The 25,854-nt window shown below is 61.3% G+C and carries 20 protein-coding genes; 17 read left to right on the top strand and 3 right to left on the bottom strand.

All coding sequences use genetic code 11. From position 1 onward, the window contains the following. The first annotated feature begins 249 nt into the window (after positions 1-249). The 11 genes from HMPREF0326_RS06730 to HMPREF0326_RS06680 all read left to right on the top strand — a co-directional run bounded on the left by HMPREF0326_RS06730 (position 250) and on the right by HMPREF0326_RS06680 (position 13,734). Entirely contained in the window at positions 250-1,344 is a 1,095-nt protein-coding gene (locus HMPREF0326_RS06730) for a BMP family lipoprotein (RefSeq protein ID WP_020990347.1), read from the top strand. A gap of 728 nt (positions 1,345-2,072) precedes the next feature. Then, positions 2,073-3,449 (top strand): taurine--pyruvate aminotransferase, encoded by a 1,377-nt coding sequence (gene tpa, locus HMPREF0326_RS06725; RefSeq protein WP_008685288.1) that lies wholly within the window; start codon positions 2,073-2,075, stop codon positions 3,447-3,449. A 288-nt stretch (positions 3,450-3,737) separates the two neighbouring features. Next, a complete protein-coding gene (locus tag HMPREF0326_RS06720) occupies positions 3,738-4,907 on the top strand; it encodes an NAD(P) transhydrogenase subunit alpha (protein WP_008685286.1) in 1,170 nt (389 codons plus the stop codon). Between the two features lie 94 nt (positions 4,908-5,001). Then, entirely contained in the window at positions 5,002-5,277 is a 276-nt protein-coding gene (locus tag HMPREF0326_RS06715; RefSeq protein ID WP_020990346.1) for an NAD(P) transhydrogenase subunit alpha, read from the top strand. A 58-nt stretch (positions 5,278-5,335) separates the two neighbouring features. Beyond that, positions 5,336-8,422 (top strand): NAD(P)(+) transhydrogenase (Re/Si-specific) subunit beta, encoded by a 3,087-nt coding sequence (locus tag HMPREF0326_RS06710; protein ID WP_020990345.1) that lies wholly within the window; start codon positions 5,336-5,338, stop codon positions 8,420-8,422. A gap of 371 nt (positions 8,423-8,793) precedes the next feature. Beyond that, on the top strand, positions 8,794-9,549 hold the full coding sequence (locus HMPREF0326_RS06705) for an ABC transporter ATP-binding protein (protein WP_008685278.1): 756 nt from the start codon (positions 8,794-8,796) through the stop codon (positions 9,547-9,549). A gap of 40 nt (positions 9,550-9,589) precedes the next feature. Further along, a complete protein-coding gene (locus tag HMPREF0326_RS06700; protein ID WP_008685277.1) occupies positions 9,590-10,384 on the top strand; it encodes an ABC transporter permease in 795 nt (264 codons plus the stop codon). A 3-nt stretch (positions 10,385-10,387) separates the two neighbouring features. After that, on the top strand, positions 10,388-11,233 hold the full coding sequence (locus HMPREF0326_RS06695; RefSeq protein ID WP_008685276.1) for an ABC transporter permease: 846 nt from the start codon (positions 10,388-10,390) through the stop codon (positions 11,231-11,233). Between the two features lie 19 nt (positions 11,234-11,252). After that, positions 11,253-12,038, top strand: coding sequence for an ABC transporter ATP-binding protein (locus HMPREF0326_RS06690; protein WP_008685275.1), 786 nt, complete (start codon positions 11,253-11,255; stop codon positions 12,036-12,038). A 10-nt stretch (positions 12,039-12,048) separates the two neighbouring features. Continuing rightward, positions 12,049-12,567 carry a hypothetical protein gene (locus tag HMPREF0326_RS06685; RefSeq protein WP_020990344.1) on the top strand — a complete coding sequence of 173 codons (519 nt, stop codon included), beginning with the start codon at positions 12,049-12,051 and terminating at the stop codon, positions 12,565-12,567. A gap of 87 nt (positions 12,568-12,654) precedes the next feature. After that, entirely contained in the window at positions 12,655-13,734 is a 1,080-nt protein-coding gene (locus HMPREF0326_RS06680; protein ID WP_008685273.1) for an ABC transporter substrate-binding protein, read from the top strand. 347 nt (positions 13,735-14,081) lie between these two features. Here HMPREF0326_RS06680 and brnA read toward each other — a convergent pair whose 3' ends face one another. Beyond that, positions 14,082-14,369, bottom strand: a complete 288-nt coding sequence (gene brnA / locus HMPREF0326_RS15935) for a type II toxin-antitoxin system BrnA family antitoxin (protein ID WP_020990343.1) — start codon at positions 14,367-14,369, stop codon at positions 14,082-14,084. Then, positions 14,356-14,652, bottom strand: coding sequence for a BrnT family toxin (locus tag HMPREF0326_RS15930; RefSeq protein WP_232221613.1), 297 nt, complete (start codon positions 14,650-14,652; stop codon positions 14,356-14,358). The genes brnA and HMPREF0326_RS15930 overlap by 14 nt, the downstream gene beginning before the upstream one ends. A gap of 1,468 nt (positions 14,653-16,120) precedes the next feature. On the opposite strand from HMPREF0326_RS15930, the gene HMPREF0326_RS06665 reads away from it, so the two are divergent. Further along, positions 16,121-16,333, top strand: a complete 213-nt coding sequence (locus HMPREF0326_RS06665; RefSeq protein WP_232224914.1) for a hypothetical protein — start codon at positions 16,121-16,123, stop codon at positions 16,331-16,333. An 86-nt stretch (positions 16,334-16,419) separates the two neighbouring features. Here HMPREF0326_RS06665 and HMPREF0326_RS06660 read toward each other — a convergent pair whose 3' ends face one another. After that, complete coding sequence (locus tag HMPREF0326_RS06660; protein WP_020990342.1) at positions 16,420-17,460, bottom strand: bifunctional methionine sulfoxide reductase B/A protein; 1,041 nt, start codon at positions 17,458-17,460, stop codon at positions 16,420-16,422. 636 nt (positions 17,461-18,096) lie between these two features. Here HMPREF0326_RS06660 and HMPREF0326_RS06650 point away from each other — a divergent pair. The 5 genes from HMPREF0326_RS06650 (at position 18,097) to HMPREF0326_RS06630 (ending at position 25,722) form a co-directional block, all read left to right on the top strand. Beyond that, positions 18,097-19,407 (top strand): MFS transporter, encoded by a 1,311-nt coding sequence (locus tag HMPREF0326_RS06650; protein ID WP_020990340.1) that lies wholly within the window; start codon positions 18,097-18,099, stop codon positions 19,405-19,407. A gap of 41 nt (positions 19,408-19,448) precedes the next feature. Continuing rightward, positions 19,449-20,600: an iron-containing alcohol dehydrogenase gene (locus HMPREF0326_RS06645; protein WP_008685265.1), complete on the top strand. Its 1,152-nt coding sequence runs from the start codon at positions 19,449-19,451 to the stop codon at positions 20,598-20,600. 69 nt (positions 20,601-20,669) lie between these two features. Continuing rightward, on the top strand, positions 20,670-22,202 hold the full coding sequence (locus HMPREF0326_RS06640; RefSeq protein WP_008685264.1) for an aldehyde dehydrogenase family protein: 1,533 nt from the start codon (positions 20,670-20,672) through the stop codon (positions 22,200-22,202). 232 nt (positions 22,203-22,434) lie between these two features. Further along, entirely contained in the window at positions 22,435-23,136 is a 702-nt protein-coding gene (locus tag HMPREF0326_RS06635) for a Crp/Fnr family transcriptional regulator (protein WP_020990339.1), read from the top strand. Between the two features lie 513 nt (positions 23,137-23,649). Beyond that, positions 23,650-25,722 (top strand): methyl-accepting chemotaxis protein, encoded by a 2,073-nt coding sequence (locus HMPREF0326_RS06630; protein ID WP_008685262.1) that lies wholly within the window; start codon positions 23,650-23,652, stop codon positions 25,720-25,722. Positions 25,723-25,854: the final 132 nt, after the last annotated feature.

The following is a 25,854-nucleotide window of genomic DNA, read 5'->3' as shown; positions in this document are numbered from 1 at the left end:
CTTACAGGCAGAAATAACAACAGGCGGCGCGGCCTTTATGGCCGGCCTTCCTCGCGTACGATGATATCTAGCATGGGGCGGGAAAAAATACTAGTTATTTATTTCACAGCCCATGCCCTCTGCATCTGGAGGCTTGCCGGACGCGCCGCGCGGTCCTACACTACATCCGTTGCCATAGGGCGCGCCGGGCGGCACGTCCGGCACGATGCCGCCGTGCCCGCTATTTCCGGCCGCCGAGGAGAATAGACTATGCCGCGTTTTTACCAGCACCGGACCGTTGCCCACCTGTTCGGACTGTTGCTTGCCGTCCTTGTTTTTGCCGCCGGAACGGCCCTGGCCGGGGCGCCCGCGCAACCTGCGCAGTCCGGCGAGAACGCGTCCGCGGCCTCTCCCCTGCGCGTGACCCTGCTGCTGGAACACGACGGCGGCCAACCCTGGACGGATTTGCTGCGCGCCGGTCTGGCCAAAGCGGAGCGTGATTTCCCTCTCCGGACCAAGGTGCTTGTCGCCCCGCCGGAAAGCGACCAGCAGGAAACCTTCCGCCAGGCCGCGCGGGAGTCGGATCTGGTCCTGGTGGCGTCCGACCGACTGCACGAAATTCTGCGTAACAATGCCGCCAACTTCCGCAAGACCATGTTCGGCTGCATTGACGCGGGCATACGCGCGCCCAACATCATGTCCGTCACCTTTGCCGACGAGCAGGCAGCCTATCTGGCAGGGGCCGCGGCGGCCATGCTGACCGGCCGGACCGGCCTGCCCGGCATCAATCGGGACAAGACCGTGGGCTGGCTTTCCGGCGAGGACACGCCCGCGCTGCGCTCCCTGTTCAGCGGCTTCAGCGGGGGCGCGCAACTCATTGATCCGGAAATCCGGGTCATCAACGCCCTGGCCGGTTCCTTCACCGATGCCGGGACCGCCCGCAGGGAGGCGCGCCGCCTGCTGGACCAGGGCGCGGACGTGCTGGCGCTGGCCGCCGGCGCGGGCAACGAGGGGGCGCTGGCGGAAGCGCGGGAGCGCGGCATATATATTGTAGGCCTGGATACGGACCAGGCCCAAGTTCTGCCCGGCCATGTGCTGACCTCCATCCTGAAACGGGCGGACAGGGCCGTGTACGAAATCGTGGCCGCCGCGTCCCGTGGCAACTTTCAGGGCAAAAAAATCATCACCTACGACCTGAGCAACGATGGCGTGGGAATTACGGACCCGCGCGCCTTCACTGCCGCGGCGGGCCAGAACGCGCCGCCAGACCTGGAACGCCGCCTCAAGGAATTGCGCGCGGAGCTGCTGAGCGGCTCCATCCGCCTCAAATCCCTGCGGGCCCGCACCCTCTGCGATTGCCTCTGAAAATACGGGGCGGCGCTTTGGGAAAAAAGCCACACACGCCAGGCACAGGCCCGCCCATCGCGAGAAGAGGAGCGGACAGAGCCGTAACGCCAGGCCATATCACGACCGACGTATTTCCAAAGCCGCTATAGGGGCACACGGACGAAGAAAAAAACGTCTGGTGCGGCTTTCTGGGCGTATTTATAGACATCCCTCCCCAGGCCGCCCCCGGTAACAAGTCACTTATGCATCATAAGTCGATATGGACTTACATGAAAACGGGAGGTTGAACGGACACAAGTCACAATCGACTTACTCTTGACTGAAGAACTTTGCGCGCCGCGCGGGCCCGGCGGAATAACCCGCTGCTATTGCACGGCATCCGGTTCACGTTCGATTTGGCACAAGGATTGCTTATATAGAAATGCAAGTGGCCGCCGTCAGACCCTCATTGCCAGTTCCGGCAGCATTCCGGGAGGTCGCCATGAGTTCCGGCCCTGCCAAAGAAAACGAAAAAACCGAATGCCGCGCGAGGCGCATGCCCGCCGGCTTCAGGGTTCTTCCCGGCCGCGGGAGCACGAAGACCGGCGCAAGCGGTTTCGGCCCCGGCGGCACAGCCGCGCGGATATTCCCGCAAGCGGCGTCCCCGGTCGCATGGCCGCCGGGGTGTTGAGCTGACCGTCGCCCTTCTTCGCCGCGTCGCGGAGGGGAAGGCAACCATTCCGGAAACCTTTTCTTTGGAGGAAATCATGGCCCAGTCCTTTAATGCCGCTGAACTGATCGCCGACGACAAAAAATACGTCTGGCATCACCTCACCCAGCACAAAGTCTTTGAAAAATCCGATCCCACTGTTTTTGTCGAAGGCAAGGGCATGCGGATCAAGGACATCTACGGCAAAGAGTATCTGGATGCCGTTTCCGGCGGCGTCTGGACGGTCAACCTCGGTTACGGCAACGAAACCCTGGTCAAGGCCGTGAGCGACCAGCTCATGCAGCTCTGCTACTTTGCCAACGGCTTCGGCAACATCCCCACCATCCAGTTCTCCAAAAAACTGATTGAGAAGATGCCCGGCATGAGCCGCGTGTATCTTTCCAACTCCGGTTCCGAAGCCAATGAAAAGGCCTTCAAGATCGTCCGCCAGATTTCCCAGCTCAAGCACGGCGGCAAGAAATACAAGATCGTCTACCGCAACCGCGACTACCACGGCACCACCATCACCACGCTGAGCGCCTGCGGCCAGGAAGAACGCAAGAACCAGTACGGCCCCTTCACCCCCGGCTTCGTGGAATTCCCGGCCTGCTCCGAATACCGTTCGCCCTACCCCGCCGGCACCACCAACCTGGGCGAAAAATTCGCCCGCGAGCTTGAAGCCGTGGTGCAGAAGGAAGATCCGGACACCGTGGGTGCCGTGATCATCGAGCCCATCACCGCTGGCGGCGGCGTCATCGTGCCGCCCGAAGGCTACTACGAAACCCTGACCGAAATCTGCAAGAAGTACGGCCTGCTGCTGATCATCGACGAAGTGGTCTGCGGCCTCGGCAGAACCGGCAAATGGTTCGGCTACCAGCACTTCAACGTCCAGCCCGACATCGTGACCATGGCCAAGGGCGTGGCCGCCGGTTACGCGCCCATTTCCTGCACCGTGACCACCGAGCAGGTCTTCCAGGACTTCCTGGCCGACCCCTCCGACCGCGACAGCTACTTCCGCGACATCAGCACCTTCGGCGGCTGCACCGCCGGTCCCGCCGCCGGTTACGCCAACATCAACTACATGGAAGAGCACAAGGTTCTCGAGAACGTCGTCAAGATGGGCGACTACCTCATGGACGGCCTGAAGGCTCTGGAAAAGAAGTACGAAATCATCGGCGACGTGCGCGGCAAGGGCCTGTTCTGCGGGCTCGAACTGGTCAAGAGCCGCACCACCAAGGAGCCCGTGTCCGAAGCCACGGCCGGAGCCGTGGTGGGCGAATGCATGAAGCAGGGCGTGATCATCGGCAAGACCAGCCGCTGCTTCCGCGAACTGAACAACACCCTTTGCCTGGCCCCGGCGCTGATCGCCGGCACGGCCGAGATCGACGAAATCCTGAAGGCTCTGGACAAGGCCTTCCAGGTGGTGAAGGCCTAACACGGATCATCGCATGTCCGCCGCGTTCCTCACGGAGCGCGGAGCAGCGTAGAAGGCCGTTCCCGCCGCCAGGCGCGGAACCGTCCTGAAACGGGGGACATGCCCGGGAGTTCATCCCCGCCCGGCATGTCCCCTTTTTGCAACATCGGCAACAAGCCGGCGATTCGCCCGGTTGTCTTGCGGCGGCCTCCACAGGTTCAGGCGGAAGTGTGCCCCGCCCTGGCCCGAGGCGGCCTGTAGGGAAGCTCCATACCATCAGCACTTCCAACGTATTAAGGAGTAGCATCCATGAAATTTCAAGGTATGACCATCGGTGTTCCCAAAGAAATCATGCCCGGCGAAGGCCGCGTTTCCTCCACCCCCGAGACTGTGAAAAAGATGGTCGCCGAAGGCGCCACCGTGCTCGTGCAGAAAACGGCCGGCGACGGCTCGTTCTTCTCCGATGACGAATATGTGGCCGCCGGCGCGACCATGGTTGACGGCGCGGAAGAAGTCTTCGCCAAAGCCGACGTCATCCTCAAGGTGAAGGAGCCCCTGTTCAACAAGGACGTGAACAAGCACGAAAGCGACATGCTGCGCGACGGGCAGTACCTGATCACCTTCCTGCATCCCGCCGCCCCGGTGAACCGCGAGCCCATGAAAAAGCTCCGCGACACCGGCTGCATCAGCCTGACCCTCGACGGCATTCCGCGTATTTCCCGCGCCCAGAGCATGGACGCCCTGACCTCCATGAGCACCGTGGCCGGATATAAGAGCGTGCTCATGGCCGCCAACTACATGAGCAAGTTCATGCCCATGGTCGGCACCGCCGTGGGCGTGATCAAGCCCGCCAACGTCGTGGTCATCGGCACCGGCGTGGCCGGCCTGCAGGCCGTGGCCACCGCCAAACGCCTGGGCGCCGTGGTCACCGCCATCGACATCCGTCCCGACGCCGCCGAACAGGCCAAGTCGCTGGGCGCCAAGGCTTTCGACACCGGCGTGCCCGCCAACGTGGCCGTCGGCGAGGGCGGCTACGCCCAGCGCCTGCCCGACGAATGGCTGGCCAAGGAAATCGAGGCCATCAAACCGGTCATCAAGGACGCCGACATGGTGATCCTCACCGCGCTGATTCCCGGCAAGCTCGCTCCGGTGCTGATCACCGAGGAAATGGTCAAATCCATGGCCCCCGGTTCCGTCATCGTGGACGTGGCCATCGACCAGGGCGGCAACTGCGCCCTGACCAAGGCCGGCGAGGAAATCACGGCCTACGGCGTGACCATCAGCGGCATCAAGAACATCCCCGGCATGATGCCCACCAGCTCCACCTGGATGTTCGCCCACAACATCTACAACCTGCTTGCCTTCCTGGCCAAGGACGGCAAGATCGTGCTGGATCGCAACGATCCCATCGTGGCTTCCTCGCTGACCACGATCAACAAGGAAATCGTCCACGCCGGCGCCAAAGAAGCCGGTCTGTAGGCATTGCGGAGGAGCGCGCGGCCCCTTGGCCGCGCGCTCCCCTCATCCGCGTTTACGGTGAGATTTTTAACTTGCGGAGGCAGCCCTCTTGAGCATGTTCATTCTTTTACTGGTCTTTGTCGCCGCGCTGGTCATCGGCTACAAGGTACTCAGCCATATTCCCAGCCTTTTGCATACGCCGTTGATGTCCAGCATGAATGCGCTCGACGGGGTCATCATTCTGGGCGCCCTGACGGCCACCCATCTTGCCACCACCCCCCTGGGCGCGTTCCTGGGCGGCTGCGGCATCGCGCTGGCCGTCACCAACGTTTTTGGCGGCTTCGACATCACCCACAAGATGTTGAAGATGATCGCGGGGAAAAAGCGCTAGCGGACTCTTTTCGCCGCCGTCCCGAATGACCCCTGAAAAATAGAGAGTTGTCTGCGAAATGAGCACCTTACTTTACAACGTCATTGCCGCCGTACTTGCTCTGGCCATCCTGTACGGCCTGAACCTGATGAGCAACGTCAAGACGGCCGTGCGCGGCAATATCCTCAGCGCCGCGGCCATGGCCTGCGCCATTCTCATCACCATGTACAAGGACAATTCGCTCGGCTCTCCGACCCTCTGGGTGGCGATAGCATTGGGCACGGCCTTCGGCCTGTTCCTGTCCAACAAGGTCAAGATGATCCAGATGCCCCAGCTGGTGGCCTTCCTGCACGGCTTCGGCGGCGGCGCCGCGGCCCTGGTGGGCCTGATCATGCTGACGGACGTGGGCACGCCCTCCGCATTCCATCGCATTGACGCCTGTCTCGCTCTCTGCTCGGGCATGACGACCATCGCGGGCTCCTTTGTGGCGGCGGGCAAACTGCACCAGCTGCTGCCGCAACGGCCCATCGTGCTCTCCAACCACAGTCGGATCATCAACATCCTGCTGGGCATCATGCTCGTTGCCCTGTGCATTTACAACATTGCGCCGACGTTCCTTCCCTGGTTCTTCATCTTTGTGATGTTCGCCACCGGCGCGCTGTTCGGCATCGTCTTCACCATCCGGGTGGGCGGCGCGGACATGCCCATCACCATTTCCCTGCTCAACTCCATGGGCGGCATTTCCTGCGCCATCGCCGGTTTCGCTGTGTCCGACCCGCTGCTCATCGCCGTGGGCGGCATTGTGGGTTCCGCCGGTCTGATGCTCACCCGCGTCATGTGCAAGGCCATGAACCGCAAGCTGATGCCCATCCTGCTGGGCCAATCCTCCGTGGCCGGCAAATCCGGCGTCCGGACGGCAGCCGCCGCCAAAGCGCCCGCGTCCCAGGCCCCCAAGGCCGCGCAGCCCGCTCAGGCCGCCGCGCAGAAGGACGCTGAAATCGCCAAGCTGCTGACCACGGCCAAGAACGTGATCATCGTGCCCGGCTACGGCATGGCCCTGGCCCAGGCCCAGCACAAGGTCAAACAGCTGGCCGACGCCCTGGAAGCCAGAGGCGCCAAGGTCAATTACGCCATTCATCCCGTGGCGGGCCGCATGCCCGGCCACATGAATGTGCTTCTGGCCGAAGCCAATGTGGATTACGAGCACCTGCTGGAAATGGACACGGTCAATCCCATGTTCGCGGACGCCGATCTGGTCGTGGTGGTGGGCGCCAACGACGTGGTCAACCCGGCGGCCAACACCGCCGAAGGCACCCCCATTTACGGCATGCCCATTCTGGAAGCGGACAAGGCCAAGGCCGTGATCATCTGCAACTATGATGAAAAGCCCGGCTACGCCGGGGTGCCCAACCCGCTTTACACCAAGCCCGGCGTTTACATGCTGCTGGGCGACGCGGCCAAGACCGTGGGCGCGCTGGCCGGTTACGCCGCCGGACAGGCTCCCGCTTCCGCTGCCGCCGCTCCGGCCGAAACGGGCGCTGCGGATACCGCCGCCGAGGCCGCCCGCCTGCTGACCACGGCCAAGAACGTGATCATTGTGCCCGGCTACGGCATGGCCCTGGCCCAGGCCCAGCACAAGGTCAAGCAGCTGGCCGACGCCCTGGAGGCCAGAGGCGCCAAGGTCAATTACGCCATCCATCCCGTGGCGGGCCGCATGCCCGGCCATATGAACGTGCTCCTGGCCGAAGCCAATGTGGATTACGAGCACCTGCTGGAAATGGACACGGTCAATCCCATGTTCCCGGATGCCGATCTGGCCATCATCATCGGCGCCAACGACGTGGTCAACCCGGCGGCCAACACCGCCGAAGGCACCCCCATTTACGGCATGCCCATTCTGGAAGTGGACAAGGCCAAGGCCGTGATCGTCTGCAACTACGATGAAAAGCCCGGTTACGCCGGTGTGGACAACCCGCTTTACACCAAGCCCGGCGTAATCATGATGCTGGGCGACGCCGCCCAGACCGTGGGCGCGCTGGCCGGTTACGCCGCCGGGCAGGTTCCCGCTTCCGCTGCCGCCGCCCAGGCCGAGCCCGCCAAAGACGCCGACTCGGAGGCCGCCCGCCTGCTGACCTCGGCCAAGAAGGTGATCATCGTGCCCGGCTACGGCATGGCCCTGGCCCAGGCCCAGCACAAGGTCAAGCAACTGGCCGACGCGCTGGAAGAACGCGGCGCCGAAGTCGACTACGCCATCCATCCCGTGGCGGGCCGCATGCCCGGCCACATGAATGTGCTCCTGGCCGAGGCCAACGTGGATTACGAGCACCTGCTGGAGATGGACACGGTCAATCCCATGTTCGTGGACGCGGACCTGGTGGTCATCGTGGGCGCCAACGACGTGGTCAATCCGGCGGCCAACACCGCCGAAGGCACCCCCATTTACGGCATGCCCATTCTGGAAGCGGACAAGGCCAAGGCCGTGATCATCTGCAACTATGATGAAAAGCCCGGCTACGCCGGTGTGGACAACCCCCTCTATACCAAGCCCGGCGTAATCATGATGCTGGGCGACGCCGCCCAGACCGTGGGCAACCTGGTCAAGCTCGCATCGGGCGCGGCGCCCGCCGCGTCTGCCGAGGCGGCGCCGGAAAAGGCGGAAGCCCAGGACGCCACACAGGCGCTCAAGACCGCCAAGAACGTGATCATCGTGCCCGGCTACGGCATGGCCCTGGCCCAGGCCCAGCACAAGGTCAAGCAACTGGCCGATGTGCTGGAGGAACGTGGCGCCACGGTCAATTACGCCATCCATCCCGTGGCGGGCCGCATGCCCGGCCACATGAACGTGCTTCTGGCCGAAGCCAACGTGGATTACGAGCATCTGCTGGAAATGGACACGGTCAATCCCATGTTCGCGGACGCGGACCTGGTGATCATCGTGGGCGCCAACGACGTGGTCAACCCGGCGGCCAACACCGCCGAAGGCACCCCCATTTACGGCATGCCCATTCTGGAAGCGGACAGGGCCAAGGCCGTGATCATCTGCAACTATGACGAAAAGCCCGGTTACGCGGGCGTGGACAACCCCCTCTATACCAAGCCCGGCGTCACCTTGCTGCTGGGCGACGCCGGAGCCAGCCTGGACAAGCTGCTGGCCATGGCGCGCTGACACAAACAGGATCAATGGCGGAGCGGCATCTGCCGCTCCGCCCTCGCGGCTGGCACGGCCGCAATGGCGTCATAAAACATGTGCCATCTTTCACAAATTTTTCGGCAAAAACCCAAAGGGAGGTGACAATGCTCAAATAAACCCGTATGTTGTTCCCATCTGACAAGGGAAATAAAGGCATCGCCGCGTTGCAACGGGCACTTCCGCGCCCGTCGCGCCCCCCTATGCCGGGGATATGGACGCGGTAGAAGTACGTATAGTGAAATTTTACTCTTTCTTTAGTTTACAGCTTACCGGTTTGAGGCAAAACCCCAACCGGGGTTCACAAAGGAGTCCCACGGAGTCCCTCACGTCAACGCAAGGAGCTGCCAGTGCCCTGTCAGGAAGAAGCTGACGTCAAAATCCGGGTGAATAATCTCACCAAACGTTTTGGCGCTCTCACCGTTCTTGATGGCATCAACTTCACCATCAAAAAAGGGGAGTTACTGGCCATCGTCGGTCCCACCGGTTGCGGCAAGACCACATTTCTGAACTGCCTGTCCAAGCTGATGCCCGCCACGGAGGGTGATATCCTCATCGACGGGCAGGAAGCCAATCCCAAAAAACACAACATCGCCTACGTCTTTCAGGAACCCACCTGCCTGCCTTGGCGCACCGTGCGCGAAAATGTGGCTTACGGCATGGAAGTCAAAGGGGTTCCCAAAGCCGAGCGCGAACAGCGCGCCTCGGACATCATGGATCTTGTCGGCCTTTCCTCCTGCGCCGACCTCTATCCCAACCAGGTTTCAGCCAGCATGATGCAGCGCATCGCGGTGTCGCGCGCTTTCGCCGTGAACCCCGATCTGCTGCTCATGGACGAGCCATACGGACAGTTGGACGTGAAGCTGCGTTTCTACCTTGAAGACGAGCTGGTCAATCTCTGGCAAAAGCTGAACAGCACCATCCTCTTCGTCACGCACAATATCGAGGAGGCCGTGTACGTGGCCGAGCGCATTCTGGTGCTGACCAACAAGCCCACCAAGGTCAAGGCGGAAATCCAGGTGGACCTGCCCCGCCCCCGCAAACTTATTGATCCCAGATTTGTGGAGCTGCGCAGGCAGGTCACGGAACTTATCCGCTGGTGGTGAGGCGCGCGCCTGACCATACCAACGCAGCCCGGAGGATGTTATGGCTTATCAGACTGTCGTTGTAAAAGAACCGCCTCTGCTTCGAGCGCTCCCCTATATCAGCATTATCGCCTTTTTCCTTATCTGGGAAACCGCGGTGCGCTCGGGCATGATTCCCCAGACTCTGCTGGCCGCCCCCAGCCAGGTTTTCGACGCCTTCATAGACAAACTGACCAACCCCAACCCCGACGGCGCCGTGATGGCGACCCACTTCAAGACCAGCTTGCAGGAAGCCGCCATCGGCTACGTGCTGGCGCTGCTGGTGGGCCTGCCCCTGGGCCTGGCCATGGGCTGGTTCAAAGTGGCCGAAGGCCTGTTCCGCCCCATTTTCGAACTCATCCGGCCCATCCCGCCCATCGCGTGGATTCCCCTCACCGTGTTCTGGTTCGGCATCGGTCTGACCGGCAAGGTGTTCATCATCTGGATCGCGGGCATTGTGCCCTGCGTGATCAACGCCTACGTGGGCGTGCGCATGACCAGCCCGGTGCTGATCCAGATGGCCAGAACCTACGGGGCCAATGACTGGCAGATTTTCACCCAGTTGTGCATCCCGTCCTCGCTGCCCATGGTTTTCGGCGCGCTCCAGCTTGCTCTGGCCTACTGCTGGACCAACCTGGTGGGCGCGGAACTGCTGGCCGCCGACTCCGGCCTGGGCTTCCTCATCACCATGGGCGGACGCGTGGCCCGGCCTGACCTGATCGTGCTCGGCATGATCTGCGTGGGCGTTTCCGGCGCCATCATCGGGATCATCATCGACTATATCGAAAAGAGGCTGCTGGCCGGCATCAGGAGGTAATTCATGGCGTCTTCATCCATTGCCAACGAAACCGTCGACCATGCGGCTGAACGCGGACGGTTTACGCTCTATAAACTGATTACCAACACGTACTTCCTGTATTGCGTGTCCATTGTGGCCTTTTTCTCGCTCTGGCACTGGACCGCGGCTGAAAAAATCTTCCGCGACTCCTTGGCCACGCCCGCCCAGGTGCTGGATCAGATGATCCGCCTGACCGGCATGAAATTCGCGGGCACCAACCTCTGGGGCCACATCTGGGCCAGCTTCCAGCGCGTCATCATCGGCTTTATCCTGGCCAGCGTCGTGGCCGTGCCTCTGGGCCTGTTCATGGCTTTGAACAAAACAGTCCACGGCATCGTCAAGCCGCTCTTCGACCTGTTCAAGCCCATGCCGCCCATCGCCTGGGTGTCCATCGCCATTTTGTGGTTCGGCATCGGCGAATTCTCCAAGGTCTTCATCATCATCATCGGCACCTTCGTGCCCTGCCTGCTGAACGCTTACAACGGCGTGCGCCTGGTGGACCCGGACCTGTACGACGTCATCCGCGTGCTCGGCGGCAAGCGCCGGGACGAAATCTTCCACGTCTGCTTCCCGGCCTCCTTCCCGGCGGTTTTCGCAGGCCTGCAGATCTCGCTCAGCGCGGCCTGGACCTGCGTGCTGGCCGCCGAACTGATGAACTCCCGCGACGGTCTGGGCTTCCTGATCAAGCGCGGCATGGACACGCACAATCCCTCCCTGGTCCTCAGCGGCATGCTGCTCATCGCGGCGGCGGCCTGGATCAGCTCTCTGGGCGTCTCCCTTCTCGAGCGCAAGCTCTGCCCCTGGAAGCGCAGCATCGACAACGTCTAAGCGACAGAAGGATAGACACATGAGCCAACAGAACGCCAAATGTCCTCCGGTTCTGAAAATCCACTGCGAGGACATCAGCAAGACCTTCATCCAGAAGGGCAACCAGGAAGTGCCGGTCATCAAGGACATTACCCTGGACGTCTATGAAAACGAGTTCCTGGTGGTGCTCGGCCCCGGCCAGAGCGGCAAGTCCACCCTGCTGAAGATCATCGCGGGCCTGGAAATCCCGGACAAGGGCTACGTCACCCTGGACGGCGAGCCGATCACCGGCCCCGGGCCGGACCGCGGCATCGTCTTCCAGAGCTACATGCTCTTCGCCTGGAAAACCGTGCGCGACAACGTGGAGCTGGGCCTCAAGCTGCGCAAAGTGCCCGCGGCCGAGCGCCACAACATCGCGAACCACTACATCAAGATGGTGGGCCTGGAAGGATTTGAAAACCACTACCCCCACCAGTTGTCGGGCGGCATGAAGCAGCGCGTGGGCATCGCACGGGCCTATGCCAACTCGCCCAAGGTCATGCTGCTGGACGAACCCTTCGGCCAGCTCGACGCCCAGACCCGCATGTACATGCAGGTGGAAACCGCCCGCATCTGGGAACAGGACAAACGCACGGTGCTCTTCGTCACCAACAACATCGACGAAGCACTCTTCCTGGGCGACCGCATCGTGCTGATGGAAGGCAAGCTGCCCGGCACCATCAAGACGGAGTACACCGTCAATCTGCCCCGTCCGCGCGAGCACACTTCCATGGAACTGCTGGAACTACGCGAAGAGATCATCGCCAACACCGAACTGATTCTCTGAGGAAACAGGCATGAGCACAGCCACCCTGATGTTCAATCTGCTGGCGGGCACCGTGGGTGCCGTTGCCGTCTGGCTGGCGGTGCGCGCGCTCTGCGCGCGGCTCGCCGGGCGCGGCAAAACGCCCGCCTCGGGCCCGGCCCGGACGGGCGGGCGGACGGACAAGCAGACGGATGCACAGGCGGACAGCCCCGAAGCCGTCGCACGCATCTACCGCCGCGTGCTTGCGCGGCGGCTGGGCGGCCTGCTGCTCTGCCTGGCGGCTTTCGGCGCGTGGCTGGCCGGAGCCCACTGGATTGTAAGCCTGCTTCTGGCCGGAGCCGGCTGCCTGCTGCAATATCTTGCCTACCGCCTGCGCACCTGCTATGCTTTAGCCATAACTAGGCAGAGACAGGCCGCCGCGGAACAGGCTTTGGGGCATGCCCCGGCGGACGGCGAAAGCGAAAACGCGCCCCGGCCCGACCAGAAAACAGCACGCCTTACGGACGGAAGCTCTTCGGAGCTGCTACATAGCATGGGTAAAGGGTTATAGCCGTAGCCGTAGACGGCCCGTGTCCGGACTGTACGGAACGCGCGCGAGTGCGACCACCCGGATTAACCGTTATTCTGGAGGACGAGTATGTTGAAAAAATGGATTGCCCTGGCAATGGCCGCCGTGTTTGTTCTGAGCATCTCCGGCGCCGCCATGGCCGCCGGGAAACTGGTGAAAGTGCCCACCGCGTGGATGGACGAGCACGAAACCTTCCTGATGTGGTATGCCAAGGAAAAAGGCTGGGATAAAGAAGCCGGTCTGGACGTTGAAATCAAATACTTCAACTCCGGCGCCGACATTCTGAACGCTCTGCCTTCCGGCGAATGGGTCTTCGCGGGCATGGGCGCCGTGCCGGCCATGCTGGGCAACCTGCGTTACGACACCATCATCATTGCCAACGGCAACGATGAATCCATGACCAACGGCGTGGTGGTCCGCAAGGACAGCCCCATCTCCAAAGTCAAGGGCTGGAACAAAGACTACCCCGACGTGCTGGGCAGCCCCGAGACCGTGAAGGGCAAGACCTTCCTGGTCACCACCGTGAGCTCCGCCCACTACGCCCTTTCCTCCTGGCTGAACGTGCTGGGTCTCAAGGACAGCGACGTGGTCATCAAGAACATGGACCAAGCCCAGGCCGTGGGCGCGTTTGAAAACAACATCGGCGACGGCGTGGCCCTGTGGGCGCCGCACCTCTTCCTGGCCATGGACAAGGGCGGCGTGCTGGCCGCCGACCTCAAGATGTGCAAAAAGGGCAACCCCATCGTGCTGATTGCCGATGCCAAGTATGCCAATGCCCATCCTGAGATCACCGCCAAGTTCCTGGGCATTTACCTGCGCGCCGTGAACATGCTCCAGAAGGAAAGCGCCGAAAGCTTGGTGCCCGAATACCGTCGTTTCTTCCTGGAATGGGCCGGCAAGGACTATGCCAAGGAGCTGGCCCTGAAGGACATCCAGAAGCACCCCGTGTACAACCTGGAAGAACAGCTGGTCATGTTTGACGACTCCAAGGGCCAGAGCCCGGCTCAGAAGTGGCAGGGCGAAATCGCCGAATTCTTCACCACCGTGGGCCGCATCACCCCCGAGGAAGCCAAGAAGGTTCACGACGGCAAGTACGCCACCAACAAGTTCCTGAAGATGGTTCAGACCCCCATCCCTTCCTACAAGTAAACGAAACGCCGTAATCCGCTGTTGCGGATGATCAAAGAGCCCTTCTTCCCCGGAAGAAGGGCTCGCTTTTTTACTTACAGTGTTTTGTGAAAATGCCTGTCGGGTGCGTAACCGGACCAAAGCGCGGAAGCTTGCCGCGCGACGTGACACCGCCATAACGCTGCCGCGCGGTCAAGGCTTGCAGAATATAGCGGAAGCGATTGAGGTACTCGGAGAAAACAGAAATCAAGCCTTGCTTCTCGCCGGATTCAATAGCATTGAATGACTCTGAAAGTGGCGGGAACGGTGGACAACGCAACGCCCATATCAAAACAAGGGCACACCAAAAACAATTATCAAGAAGATTGTCATCGCAGGTTATTTGCCGTGGCTTCACCACTCCCGGCAAGGGCGTCATGCTGCCGCATGCTGTGCGAATCCCGCGCCAAGCAGTTAGCGATCCAGACTTTGACCAACGCTTGGCGGCTGATTCCAAGATGGGCGGCTTCACGATCAAGAGAATTTACCATCCAGGTGGGGAAGTCCACATTGACCTTCTGGGTTTTCCGATTGGGGCGTGTCGCCTTGGACAGATCAGCATAGGGCATGACGCTATCCCCTTCATCAAACAATTTATCAAACTCACTCGCTTTCATAGGCAGCAACCTCGTCTTTTCGCGCACGGCGAACCGAAATAAGCCTGACCGATGTATGACGACAAGTTATGATGGCAGTCCAGCATTTACCACCAAGAACGCCCACACAGGCTTTTCGGGGTTCATCTTCAAAGTTCAAAGGCATAACAAGCAGGTCTTCATCAGACCAGAGCCCTTTGGCTTCCTCAAAATCCAAGCCATGCTTGACTTTGTTGGAAGAACTTTTGGCGGGGTCATATTCAAACTTCATATAAAATAGTATGAAAAATATATCTTTTGTCAAGATGGTTCGCGCCCCTGCAGGGTCATTCCGTTCTCCGTCCACCGGCAGGATTATTCTGTATTTATAATAAGTTACCTTTCAAAGGCAATTCTTCTATGGGCATTCCGCCCTGATGGGGTTTAGCGCGCCCTGCGGGCACAGGGCAAAATAAAACAGCGAGTGGAGAACGGAATGCCCCTGGGGGGCAGGGCAGACGCATCTAGAGCAGATTAACTTTGAAATTTTACAAATTTCAAAGTCGGCATTCTGGCGAAAAACATGGTTTTCGCCAGAATCCACGCCGCTTCGCGGCGCGCCTCACCGTGTTCGGCGTTAGAGCATTTCAAAGTTGAAATGCTCTAAAAAGTCTTTATTCCCCGATAGATTGGGGAACGAACAAAAAAGAGACGAAGCCACCTTTGCTCTGCCGGAGCGAAGCGCAGGCGGATGGCTGGTGCCGGGAGAATCCTAAAACATGCGCAAGCCGTTGCCGCGTCAGCGGCTTGCTTGAGCCGTTCACGGCGAAGCCGTGTTACGGCTCACAAGTTCGCCTACGGCTAAAGCTCCTGCGTCGCAACGGCTGGAGCATGGGGCTGCGCGGCATTTGCTGCGGGAGCTTCCTTCGCAACGCTCAGGCGATATCGCTGCTGTCTTCATCCGTAAGGCGGCCTTGCCGCCAACGGCTGAAGCCTCCCTCCGCGCCGCGCAATACCATCTACTGACGGTCGTTGAGAAGGAGATGTTCAGCCGTTGGATATTGGCACGCGGCGATTTCGGGGCGCCGCGAGCCACACGAGCAAGACCCGTGGGACGCCGCGTCAGCGTGTTACGACAATCACGCGGGGGGCAGGGGTTGCAAGGGGCCTGGGGGGGCCGCGTAGGCCCCCCGGCCCCTGCCCACGCCGGAGGCGGCCCAAACGCCGGGAGGCGTAAAGTCTCCGTGCCCGGAGGGCAAAATAAAACAACGGATGGAGAACAGAATGCCCCTGAGAGGCTACGCACTTGACGGCTATTTTTTCTATGTCTAAGCTGTGTCTAGGTGATTCGTACCCACCTTCCACGAGCGGCTACCATCCCGACAGTATGGCTTTTTTGCGCCCTTTGGTTGGCGCTACAGGCTATCTATTGCCGGGTGCTATGGTTATGTCCAGGCCGAAAGGCTAAAAGCCATAAACCGCTCTCGTGGGCGGGTACGACACCCGGCATTACTATTGTAGGCAATGCCAATCGTACAAATCACGAGGTGCCTTATGCCCCATCATTTTCCGAGCGCTGCTCCGCAGCCGCAGTCGCCAACGCCCCCTTCTCAGAGTCATTCCGAACTGGCGGAACGGATCGCAAGATTCCAGACCGCCGCCCAGGACCTGTTGGCCATGTATGAACCGGCAGGACAGGGCAGCGGGCTCACCCCGCGTCCCGGCCCGATTCGGACGGCGAAACCCGCTGCTACTACCTTTCAGCGGGAGCGGTGCAGCACGAGCGTAACCTTTTGAAACAATACAGCACGAAAGATTTTCGCGACCTGCTGGCGGAAACCTATATGCTCCTGGTGGGCGTGGTCAAAATAATGAAAAGCACGCACCATGACGTGCGCGTGAAAGGCTATGTCATTGCCAGCCTGGGCTGCCTCCTTGAGCAGGCGTCCAATCTGGTGTTGCGAATGCGGAATGTCTACGAGAAGATGGAAAGGGTCAACCGGTAATCAGCTCCCGATCTCTTTTAGTGTCGCCATTTTTTCATGCCAAAAAGCCCTCGCGATGACGGATCGCGAGGGCTTCAATGTTTCAGCTATTCCGCCGGACTGCCGTCGGCACGGCGCTCAAAACGCGGCACCGCCAGATGACAGGCTCCTCTGCCGGTGCGCTCCGCGAAGCGCTGGTGGTAGGCTTCCGCCTCATAAAAAGCCCCGGCCGGGCGTAATTGCGTCACCACCTTGTAGCCCAGCTCCCTGAGCCGGGTCATGAGCTTTTCGGCCACGGCCTTCTGTTCCTCATCCAGATAAAAAACGGCCGAGCGGTATTGCTCGCCCACATCCGGACCCTGGCGGTTAAGCTGGGTGGGATCGTGGATCTCGAAAAAACGGCGCAGAACCTGCTCATAGGTGACTTTCGACGGGTCGAAGGTCACCCGCACGGCCTCGGCGTGCCCGGTGTCGCCCCGGCTGACGTCCTCATAGCCGGGCGCCGGGACATGTCCGCCCGTATAGCCGGAAACCGCCTCACAGACGCCGGGCAGTTTGTGGAAGGCATCCTCCACCCCCCAGAAGCACCCCCCGGCCACAATGGCCGTGCCCGTGCAGGCCGCAACGGCCTTGGCGCGGGCAAAGGCCGCCTTTTCCTCCTCGCTGCCCGCGGGCGCGAAACTCATGGACAGGGAATTGACGCAATGGCGGGTATTCTTGTCCGTGAAGCCTTCGCCTTCAAAAACATGCCCCAGATGCCCGCCGCAATGCGCGCAGAGAATTTCCACCCGCTGCCCGTCGGCATCGGGCACGCGGCGCACCGCGCCGGGCACGGCGTCGTCAAAACTGGGCCAGCCGCAGCCGGATTCAAATTTGTCCTCGGAGTGGTAGAGCGGCATGCCGCACTGGCGGCAGATATAGGTGCCCGCCGCGTGATTGTTGAGATAACGGCCCGTATAGGGGGCCTCCGTGGCCTTGCGCAACAAAACGTCAGCCTCCCGCTCGCTGAGCGGGGGCATGGGATGTCCGGTATTCATGGCTGCCTCGTCGGACGCGGCCGCTGCGGCCGCCATGGCCGGGACAACCAGCCAGAGCAGCAGAAAAAGCGTGGGCGCGCGCCGGGATATGCTGAAGATGAGATAGGGCATGTATTTTCCTTGCGGCTTTGGCAGTCTGCCAGGCCGCGCATAGAAGGTCTCGTCCGGGCGGCGCAATGCGCCGTCCATGTATCACAGAATATATCCGCTCCGGCAGCGAGGCAATGCCCCTGGGTGGAAGCAGGCCGAGGGCAAGCCGCTTGTGCAAAAAACAGGGTTATATGGCCCGGTCGCGAAAACATCGAAAGCCGCAAGGGCATCAGCTCACGCCTGAAAACGTCGGCGTTCGATAACATTCGCGAAAAAAACACTCACTTTTTCACGCCACCTCCCTTTTCCGCGTCCGGCCGGGACAGCTTGCGACAATTCGCGCCGGACTTACTCTAACGGCTGACGTAACCCCAGTTTCCGCGAGTTCAAAGCCGGTCTTCCGGCGCCTCCCGGCAACATTTCCGTCCTTTCTTTTGAAAAAAGGTGTCATGTCGCATTTGCGATAGAAAAAACGCCCGCAAAAGGAAAAGGATGACGGAAACTACCAGGAGGTACATTCCATGTCGTTCCCCAATCGTTTTCTTTTGCCCCCGGAAGCCCGCGCGTCCAGCGTCCGGCGGGCAAAGGATTCCGCCCCGGCGACCGAGGCCCGGCCCCTTGCCCATCCCCTACTCCCCGCAATCACGGAGTCGCGCCATGAGCCAGACAAACACGCCTGACCACGCCTCCCAACAACTCAAACGTGCCGTCCTGTCCTCCTTTGTGGGGGCCGTGCTCGAATGGTACGATTTCTTTCTCTACGGAGCCGTGGCCGGGCTTGTTTTCGGCACGCTCTACTTCCCCAATTTCGATCCGGTGGTCGCCACCATCCTTTCTTACGCCACCTTTGCCGTGGGCTATGTGGGCCGCGCGCTGGGCGGGATCATCTTCGGCCACTTCGGCGACAAGCTCGGCCGCAAGAAGATGCTCGTGCTCACCCTCTACATCATGGGCGTCGGCACCTGCGCCATCGGCCTTATCCCCACCTTTGACCAGATCGGCATCTGGGCTCCCATCCTCTTGATCATCTGCCGTCTGGCCCAGGGGCTCGGACTGGGCGGCGAATGGGGCGGGGCCATCCTCATGTCTGTGGAGTCCGCCCCCCGGCACAAGCGCGCCTTTTACGGCACCCTGCCCCAGTTGGGCCTGGCCGTGGGCCTGCTGATGGCCTCCGGCGTTATCGGCCTTCTGTCCATGACGCTCACCAATGAGCAATTCATGTCCTGGGGCTGGCGGGCGGCCTTCATCACCAGTATCGTGCTGCTCTTCGTGGGCAGCTACATCCGCAGCAAGGTCACGGAAACGGAAGACTTCGCCGAAGTGAAGGCCAACAACGCGGAAGTCAAGGCTCCGCTGCTGACCGCCTTCAAAAAATATCCCCAGATGATGATCGCGGCCATGGGCGCGCGCTGCATTGACGGCGTGGCCTTTGCCACCTTCAGCGTCTATTCCCTGACCTTTCTGACCACCCACGGCATGGAACGCTCCACGGCCCTGATGGTGGTCACCGCGGCCTCCCTGATCATGGGCATCTGTATGCCGTTCTGGGGCATCGTGGCCGACCGTATCGGCAAGACGCGCACCTTCGGGCAGAACGCCTTCATGCTGGCCTTCCTGTCCTTCCTGGCCTTCTGGTTGTTCCAGAATTTCGCCCACTCCTTCATCATGGCCACCGTCGGACTGGGTCTGACCTTCGGTGTGGTCTATTCCGGCATCTTCGGAGTCATGTCCTCCATGTTCGCCGAAAGTTTCCCCCCGGCGGTGCGCTATTCGGGCATGAGCTTTGTGTACCAGGTTTCGGGCATCCCCACGGCCGGTTTCGCGCCCATGATCGCCACGGCCCTGGTGGAATGGAACGGCGGGTCCCCCTGGTATCTGTGCGCCTACATCTGCGGCGTGGGCCTGATGAGCGCCCTGTGCTGCATATGGATGCACCGTCTGCTGCGGCGCGGTTACTGCGACCGCTGAGCCTTTACCACACATTCCAGCACTGCAAGGAGAATACAAATATGTTTTCGAGTTTCCAAACTGTTGAGCGGGTGGTGTACGGCCGTGGCGTTGCGGCGAAACTGGGCGACGAGGCTCTGCGCCTCGGCTGCCGCACGGTGGCAGTGATCACGGACAAAGGCCTGGTGGACGCGGGCATCCATACGCCGCTGATGGCTTCCCTCAAGGGCGCGGGCGTGGAAGCCCTGCTCTATGACCAGGCCGAGCTGGACCCCACCCCGGCGTCCATTGAAAAGGCCGCCGCCTGGGTCAGGCAGAACAAGGTGGAACTGCTGGTGGGCCTGGGCGGGGGCAGCGCCCTGGACAGCACCAAGGCCACGGCCCTGCTGGCCGTGCACGAAGGCCCCATGAGCCGCTATTTCGGCCTGCACAAGGTGCCCTCGGCCTGCATGCCCACCATCCTGATTCCCACCACGGCGGGCACGGGCAGCGAAATGACCTCCAACGCGGTACTCAATGACCCGATCACCGATTCCAAACAGGGCACGGTCAGCGACTATCTCTACGCCAAGGTGGTTCTGCTGGACCCCGAGCTGACCGCGGGCCTGCCGCCCTTTTACACGGCCATCACCGGCCTGGACGCCCTGGTGCACTGCATCGAGTCCTACGTGAGCCTGCACGCCACGCCCTTTACGGACGCCCTGAACCTCCAGGCCATGCGCATGATCTCCGACAATATCCGCAAGGTCTACGCCAACGGCGGCAATATGGAAGCGCGCGAGCAGATGCTCTACGGCGCGGCCATCAGCGGCATGGGCTTTTCCAACACCCAGAACGGCATCATCCACGCCCTGGGCATGTCCGTGCCCTCGGAGCACCACATCCCCCACGGCCTGATGATGGCGGTGTGCGCGCCCATGGGCATGAGCTTCAACGCCCTGGCCGCGCCCGAAAAATTCGCGGTCATCGCCGAAATCCTGGGCAGCGCCCCGGCCGGGGCCTCAGTGCGCGAAAAAGCCAAAAGCGCCGCCGCGGGCTTCGTAAGCCTCATGGACGACCTGGGCATCAAGCAGGGCCTGTCCAATTACGGCATCCGCCGGGAAGAACTGCGCGGCGTGGCCGAACTGGGCGCGGCCTACAAGCGGCTGATGGACAGCAATCCGCGCAAGGGCACTGCCGACGTGCTGGAGAAGCTGCTGGAGCAATTTTACTGAGAACACCCGACGCGGCACACCCTCTCCGCGCACAACACGCAACCGCCCTCAGGGGCACAGGAGCAGATCATGTCCGACTTTCCCTACGTCAAGATCAAAAACTTCATCAACGGCCAGTGGCGTGAAGAAGCAGGCACGCCAGTCAAGCCTTTGTACAACCCCTCCACCGGCGAACAGATCGGCGAAGTGCCCATGTCCGGGGCGGATGCCTGCGAAGCGGCCATCGCCACGGCCTGGGAGGCCTACCAGACCTGGCGTGAAGTTCCGGTGGCCAAGCGCGTGGCCTATATCTTCAAGCTGCGCGAGGCCATGATCCGCAATCACGAAAAACTGGCCCAGGGCATTGCCTGGGACCAGGCCAAGCACATCTCCGAAGCGCGCGGCGAAGTACAGCGCGTCATTGAGATTCTGGAATCCGCCTGCGGCACGCCTTCCCTGATCCAGGGCGACATTCTGGACCAGGTCTCGGGCAGCATTTCCGTCAAGGTCGTGCGGCAGTCCCTGGGCGTGTTCGGCGGCGTGGCCCCCTTCAACTTCCCGGCCCTGGTCTTCGGCTGGTTCATCCCCTACGCCATCGCGGCGGGCAATACCTTCATCTTCAAGCCTTCCACCCAGTCGCCCTACTTTATGCAGCTCATCTGCGAGCTCTTCCAGGAAATCGGCCTGCCCGCGGGCGTGGTCAACGTGATCCACGGCGACCGCTCCATTCCCGGCACATGGTATGAAGACCCGCGCATGGCCGGGGTCTGCCTGGTGGGTTCCACGCCCACGGCCAAAAAAATGGCCGAGGGCTGCGCCAGGGGGGCCAAGCGTTCCATGCTCCTGGGCGGGGCCAAGAATATGCTTCTGGTCATGGAAGACGCCAATCTGGACATCTTTGTGAACAACTTCCTCAACTCCTGCTACGGCTCGGCCGGGCAGCGCTGCCTGGCCGGGTCCATCGTGGCCGCCGTGCCTGAAATCTACGACACGGTCATGGAGCGCATTCTGGAAGCCTCCAAAACCGTCAAGGTGGGCGACGCCTTTGATCCCGACGTCTACATGGGACCGCTGATCTCCCGCGCAGCCGCCGACAATGTCGCTAAGTACGTGGACATCGCCCTTGCCCACGGCAATTGCGAACTTATTCTTGATGGGCGCAATCCCGTCCTGCCCGAAAAGAACAAAAACGGCTTCTTCGTGGGGCCCACCATCATCAGGGACGTGACTCCCTGCAACCCCCTGTTCACCACCGAAGTCTTCGGGCCGCTGGTAGCCACCATCAAGGTGGCGGACATGGACGACGCCCTCAACCTGATCCGGGCTTCGGAATTCGGCAACGGCGCGTGCATCTTCACCCAGAACGCCTATTACATTGAGCGCTTCAGCCGTCTGGCCGACGTGGGCATGGTGGGCGTGAACGTGGGCATCTGCGCGCCGCATCCCTATGTGCCCTTCGGCGGCATCAAGGGCTCGCTGCTGGGCACGGACAAGGTTCAGGGCAAGGACGGCCTGAACTTCTTCACCCAGAACAAAGTCACCACCGTGCGCACACATCATCCCAAGGGGCAGGCGTCCAAGCCCGCCGCCAATACATCAATACGATCCTGCGTGGCATCGTAACAGCGCATCGCGCTTAAACCTGTCGCCTGACGGCGCGGCACACCGCCGGCCGTCAGCCGCCGGTCTTCCCGGCAACCGGAAGTTGACGGCAATGCACCCCGCGACAGGTTCACGGCGCGGATTCGATGGGGAATCCGCGCGGAGCGACGGGACATTCCCAGAACCCGAACGCTTCAGGCCGCGCCATACGCGGCGGGAGGGGTTTTCCCCTCCCGCCGTTCCGGAGCAGTCTATGACAATCCCCGCTCAGACCCCGCCCGTCGGCTCGACCGATGGGGAAATGGCCCGCATCGGGCATGTGGCCGACCTCAACAAGCCCTGGGAGGACGTGCTGCGCTACGCCGTCAGATCCGTCTATCCCAAGGACGCCGTTATTCCACACCAGAAGACCAGGGGCATGTACTACCTGTCCCGTGGCTCGGTGGGCATTTTCTACACCTCTTCCTGCGGCCGCGAACGGCTCACCTTGTGCATCGAACCGGGCTGCCTGTTCAATGAAGCGCGCACCCTGGCCGGATACAATCCCGAGGGACGCTTTGTCTGCACCTCGGAGTCCGAAATCTGGCGTTTCCCGGAAAATCTGCTGGAGGACGCCGCCTTTATCCGCGAGCACCCCGTCCAGATCGCCAATCTGCTGCGCTCCATGGGCATCAAGATGCTCATCCACTATACCTTTCTGGCGGACATGGGCACCGGCCGCCACGAAATCCACCTCTGCCGCTTCATCCTCAGCCTGGCCCGCAAAAACAACAGTCAAAGCGCCTTTCCCTGCCACATGACCCAGCAGGAAGTGGCCGATCTGCTGGGCATCCACCGGGCCACCCTGGCCCGCGCCCTGCAACGCCTCAAACAGCACGGCGTGATCTCCTCCTTTACCGCCCGCAAAGTCCGGATCAGCGACTGGAATCTGCTGCTCTCCCTGGCAAGCCGCTGAGACGGGCCGCCTCCGCGCGGCCCGCTTCACCCGCCGGGCGCGGATCAGGGCGGCGGCTGCGCATTGCCGTAGATAAATCTATACGTATATGCAGCAGTATCTTCAGGGTACAGGCTGAAAGATTACTACACATAAAATGTGCGATAGATTGAAAGCCAAAAAGATGCATTCAAGACTATCTTTCAGCGATATAGAAAACCATGTATACCATATACAGTGCGATTGATATATTTATAAATAATGATTGATACATTTTTTAGATTCATCTTGCAACGACACATATTTTCTTATACGTTCCATAAACGTACATAATGTACATATACCTATGCTGCGGGCCCCCCCCCGGCACGGGCCCGCGCAATGCGCGGCGCGCCTGAGCCGCCGGGAGGCGCCCGGTTCCCGCATTTTTTTCATCCCGACATCAGAGCCGGAACAGGTCCCGCGCCGGAACGCCCGCGCGCCGGGCCGACGTCATTACGACGCCCCGGCGACAGCGCCTTACAGGAGCAGACAGTGACCATACGCGCCAAACTCATCAGCCTTATGGCTTCCTTCATCGCGGCCATCGTGCTCGTGGTGTCCTTCATGGCCTACTACGCCTATAAGGACAGTTACCAGATCGCGGTAAGCGGCTCAAAAACGACCGTCCAGAGCGTCACAAACTATGTTTCGCTCTTCTTCAACACCGCCGAGGACAACAGCGCCTTTCTGGCCGGGCTGCCGCAGACGGCCGAAGCGGCCGGGCACCTTCCCTCCCATGTCGGACTGAACGCGTCCAAGACCCACACGCGCCGGGAAATGAGCCCCCAGGCCCTGGAGCTGGACAAGATACTGGAACAGCTCGCCGAATCCAGCGCTTCCTACCTGGCCGTGGGCCTGGGCTCCACGGACGGAGGTTTTCTGGAGTATCCTCCCATTGCCTATCCCGCAGGTTTCGATCCGCGCAAACGTCCCTGGTACCAGTCCGCCGAGGACAGCGGCACGGGCGCGGCCTATTCCGTTTATCTGAACGCGGCGGGCACGCCCGTGTGTTCCTTTGTGCATACGGTCAAGGACGGCGGCGGGATCACAGGCGTCTCCTACATCGAGGTGAGTCTCGCCACGCTTTCAAAAAGCATTTCCGCCATGGAGATCGGCCGCACCGGCCGTCTGACCCTTATTGATCCCAGCGGCATCATCGTGGCGACCCGCAACGCCGAAGCTCTGTTCAGCAAGGTGGCGGACAAAAAAATGCCCGGCCTCGACACGATCTACGCCATGCCCAACGGCGTGCACATGGCCGAGGTCAACGGCCGGGACGTGCTGGTCAACATCTTCAGCGACCAACGCGGCTGGAAATACGTCTACGCCATCGACGCGGATGAGGTTTTTGCAGGCACCTACGCCATGCTGCGGCTCAGCGTGATCTTCTCCCTGGTCATGGCCGTGGCGGTCTTCATTCTGGGCGCGCTCATCCTGCGCAGCATCAACCGCCCCCTGGGACTGCTCAGCAGCACTTCCGAAACTATTGCCGACGGCGACATACAGGCCGCGCTGCCCGACAGGGCGCTGTTTTCCGGCGAACTGCTGAGTCTGTACGAAAGTTTTGCGAAAATGCTCGCCCATATCAACGAGACGCTGCGCCGTTCCCAGGAAAGCGAACAAAAAGCCCACAGTGAGGAAGAAAAGGCCCGCGCCTCCATGTTGCGGGCGGAAGAGGCGGGCGCGGCGGCCCAGGCCAAGACCACAGCCATGCTGGGCGTGGCCGAAAGCCTGGATAAGGCCATCCGGGTCATTTCCGACGCTTCCGGCGCGCTTTCGGTCCAGATCGAGCAATCCGACCGGATCGCTTCCGAATCGGCCCGAAGCCTGACCGAAGCCGCCACGGCCATCAATGAGATGAACGCCACAGTGCAGGAAGTGGCCCGCAATGCCTCCACCACGTCCCGGTTCTCCGGCGAAACCAGGGCCAAGGCCGAAAGCGGCGCGCAGGTCGTGCATCAGTCGCTGCAAAGCATTGAGCGGGTGCACGCGGTTTCGCTGGAATTGCGCACGGACATGGAGCGACTCAACGAGCATGCCGGGGCCATCAGCCGGATCATGACCGTGATTTCCGACATTGCGGACCAAACCAACCTGCTGGCCCTGAATGCGGCCATTGAGGCCGCCCGCGCGGGCGACGCCGGGCGCGGCTTTGCCGTGGTGGCTGACGAGGTGCGCAAACTGGCCGAAAAAACCATGGCTTCCACCCACGACGTGAGCAGCGCCATCCAGGCCATTCAGGAAAGCACCAACAAAAGCATGGCCTCGGTGGAAAACGCCGTGCTCCAGATTGACAAGGCCACGGGCTTTGCCAATGACTCCGGCCACGCCCTGACCGACATCGTAAGCACCGCAGAGGCCACGGCCGACCAGATTCAGGCCATTGCCGCGGCCAGCGAGCAGCAGTCCGCCGCCTCGGAGGAGATCAACGCCAATATCGAACGGGTCAACAACATGGTCGGCCAGACCGCCGAAAGCATGACGGAAGCCGCCGGGGCCGTGGCCGGGCTCGCGGCCCAGACCGAGGGCTTGCGGGCTCTGGTGGCCCGGATGCAACAGCAGTAGCCATCCCCCTGTTCCCTGACACCCTCCGGCCCGGAGCGGGCATGCGCAGGCCCATGCCCGCTCCGGGCAATACTTTCCCATAATTTCCCTGGCCCATACCGTAATCGGACGTGGGAAGCATAAAATTTGTAA

Origin of the sequence: Desulfovibrio sp. 3_1_syn3, from assembly GCF_000145315.2 — a bacterium.
In the GTDB taxonomy this organism is placed as follows: Bacteria; Desulfobacterota; Desulfovibrionia; order Desulfovibrionales; family Desulfovibrionaceae; genus Desulfovibrio; species Desulfovibrio fairfieldensis.
The sequence above is the reverse complement of the archived record's forward strand: the minus strand, read 5'-3'. Positions and strand labels throughout refer to the sequence as shown.

Bases quoted from the DNA above. Each gene is read 5' to 3' on its own strand.
- HMPREF0326_RS06730 (WP_020990347.1), top strand. From the start codon at position 250: ATGCCGCGTTTTTACCAGCACCGGACCGTTGCCCACCTGTTCGGACTG.
- tpa (WP_008685288.1), top strand. From the start codon at position 2,073: ATGGCCCAGTCCTTTAATGCCGCTGAACTGATCGCCGACGACAAAAAA.
- HMPREF0326_RS06720 (WP_008685286.1), top strand. From the start codon at position 3,738: ATGAAATTTCAAGGTATGACCATCGGTGTTCCCAAAGAAATCATGCCC.
- HMPREF0326_RS06715 (WP_020990346.1), top strand. From the start codon at position 5,002: ATGTTCATTCTTTTACTGGTCTTTGTCGCCGCGCTGGTCATCGGCTAC.
- HMPREF0326_RS06710 (WP_020990345.1), top strand. From the start codon at position 5,336: ATGAGCACCTTACTTTACAACGTCATTGCCGCCGTACTTGCTCTGGCC.
- HMPREF0326_RS06700 (WP_008685277.1), top strand. From the start codon at position 9,590: ATGGCTTATCAGACTGTCGTTGTAAAAGAACCGCCTCTGCTTCGAGCG.
- HMPREF0326_RS06695 (WP_008685276.1), top strand. From the start codon at position 10,388: ATGGCGTCTTCATCCATTGCCAACGAAACCGTCGACCATGCGGCTGAA.
- HMPREF0326_RS06690 (WP_008685275.1), top strand. From the start codon at position 11,253: ATGAGCCAACAGAACGCCAAATGTCCTCCGGTTCTGAAAATCCACTGC.
- HMPREF0326_RS06685 (WP_020990344.1), top strand. From the start codon at position 12,049: ATGAGCACAGCCACCCTGATGTTCAATCTGCTGGCGGGCACCGTGGGT.
- HMPREF0326_RS06680 (WP_008685273.1), top strand. From the start codon at position 12,655: ATGTTGAAAAAATGGATTGCCCTGGCAATGGCCGCCGTGTTTGTTCTG.
- brnA (WP_020990343.1), bottom strand. From the start codon at position 14,369: ATGAAAGCGAGTGAGTTTGATAAATTGTTTGATGAAGGGGATAGCGTC.
- HMPREF0326_RS06660 (WP_020990342.1), bottom strand. From the start codon at position 17,460: ATGCCCTATCTCATCTTCAGCATATCCCGGCGCGCGCCCACGCTTTTT.
- HMPREF0326_RS06650 (WP_020990340.1), top strand. From the start codon at position 18,097: ATGAGCCAGACAAACACGCCTGACCACGCCTCCCAACAACTCAAACGT.
- HMPREF0326_RS06645 (WP_008685265.1), top strand. From the start codon at position 19,449: ATGTTTTCGAGTTTCCAAACTGTTGAGCGGGTGGTGTACGGCCGTGGC.
- HMPREF0326_RS06640 (WP_008685264.1), top strand. From the start codon at position 20,670: ATGTCCGACTTTCCCTACGTCAAGATCAAAAACTTCATCAACGGCCAG.
- HMPREF0326_RS06635 (WP_020990339.1), top strand. From the start codon at position 22,435: ATGACAATCCCCGCTCAGACCCCGCCCGTCGGCTCGACCGATGGGGAA.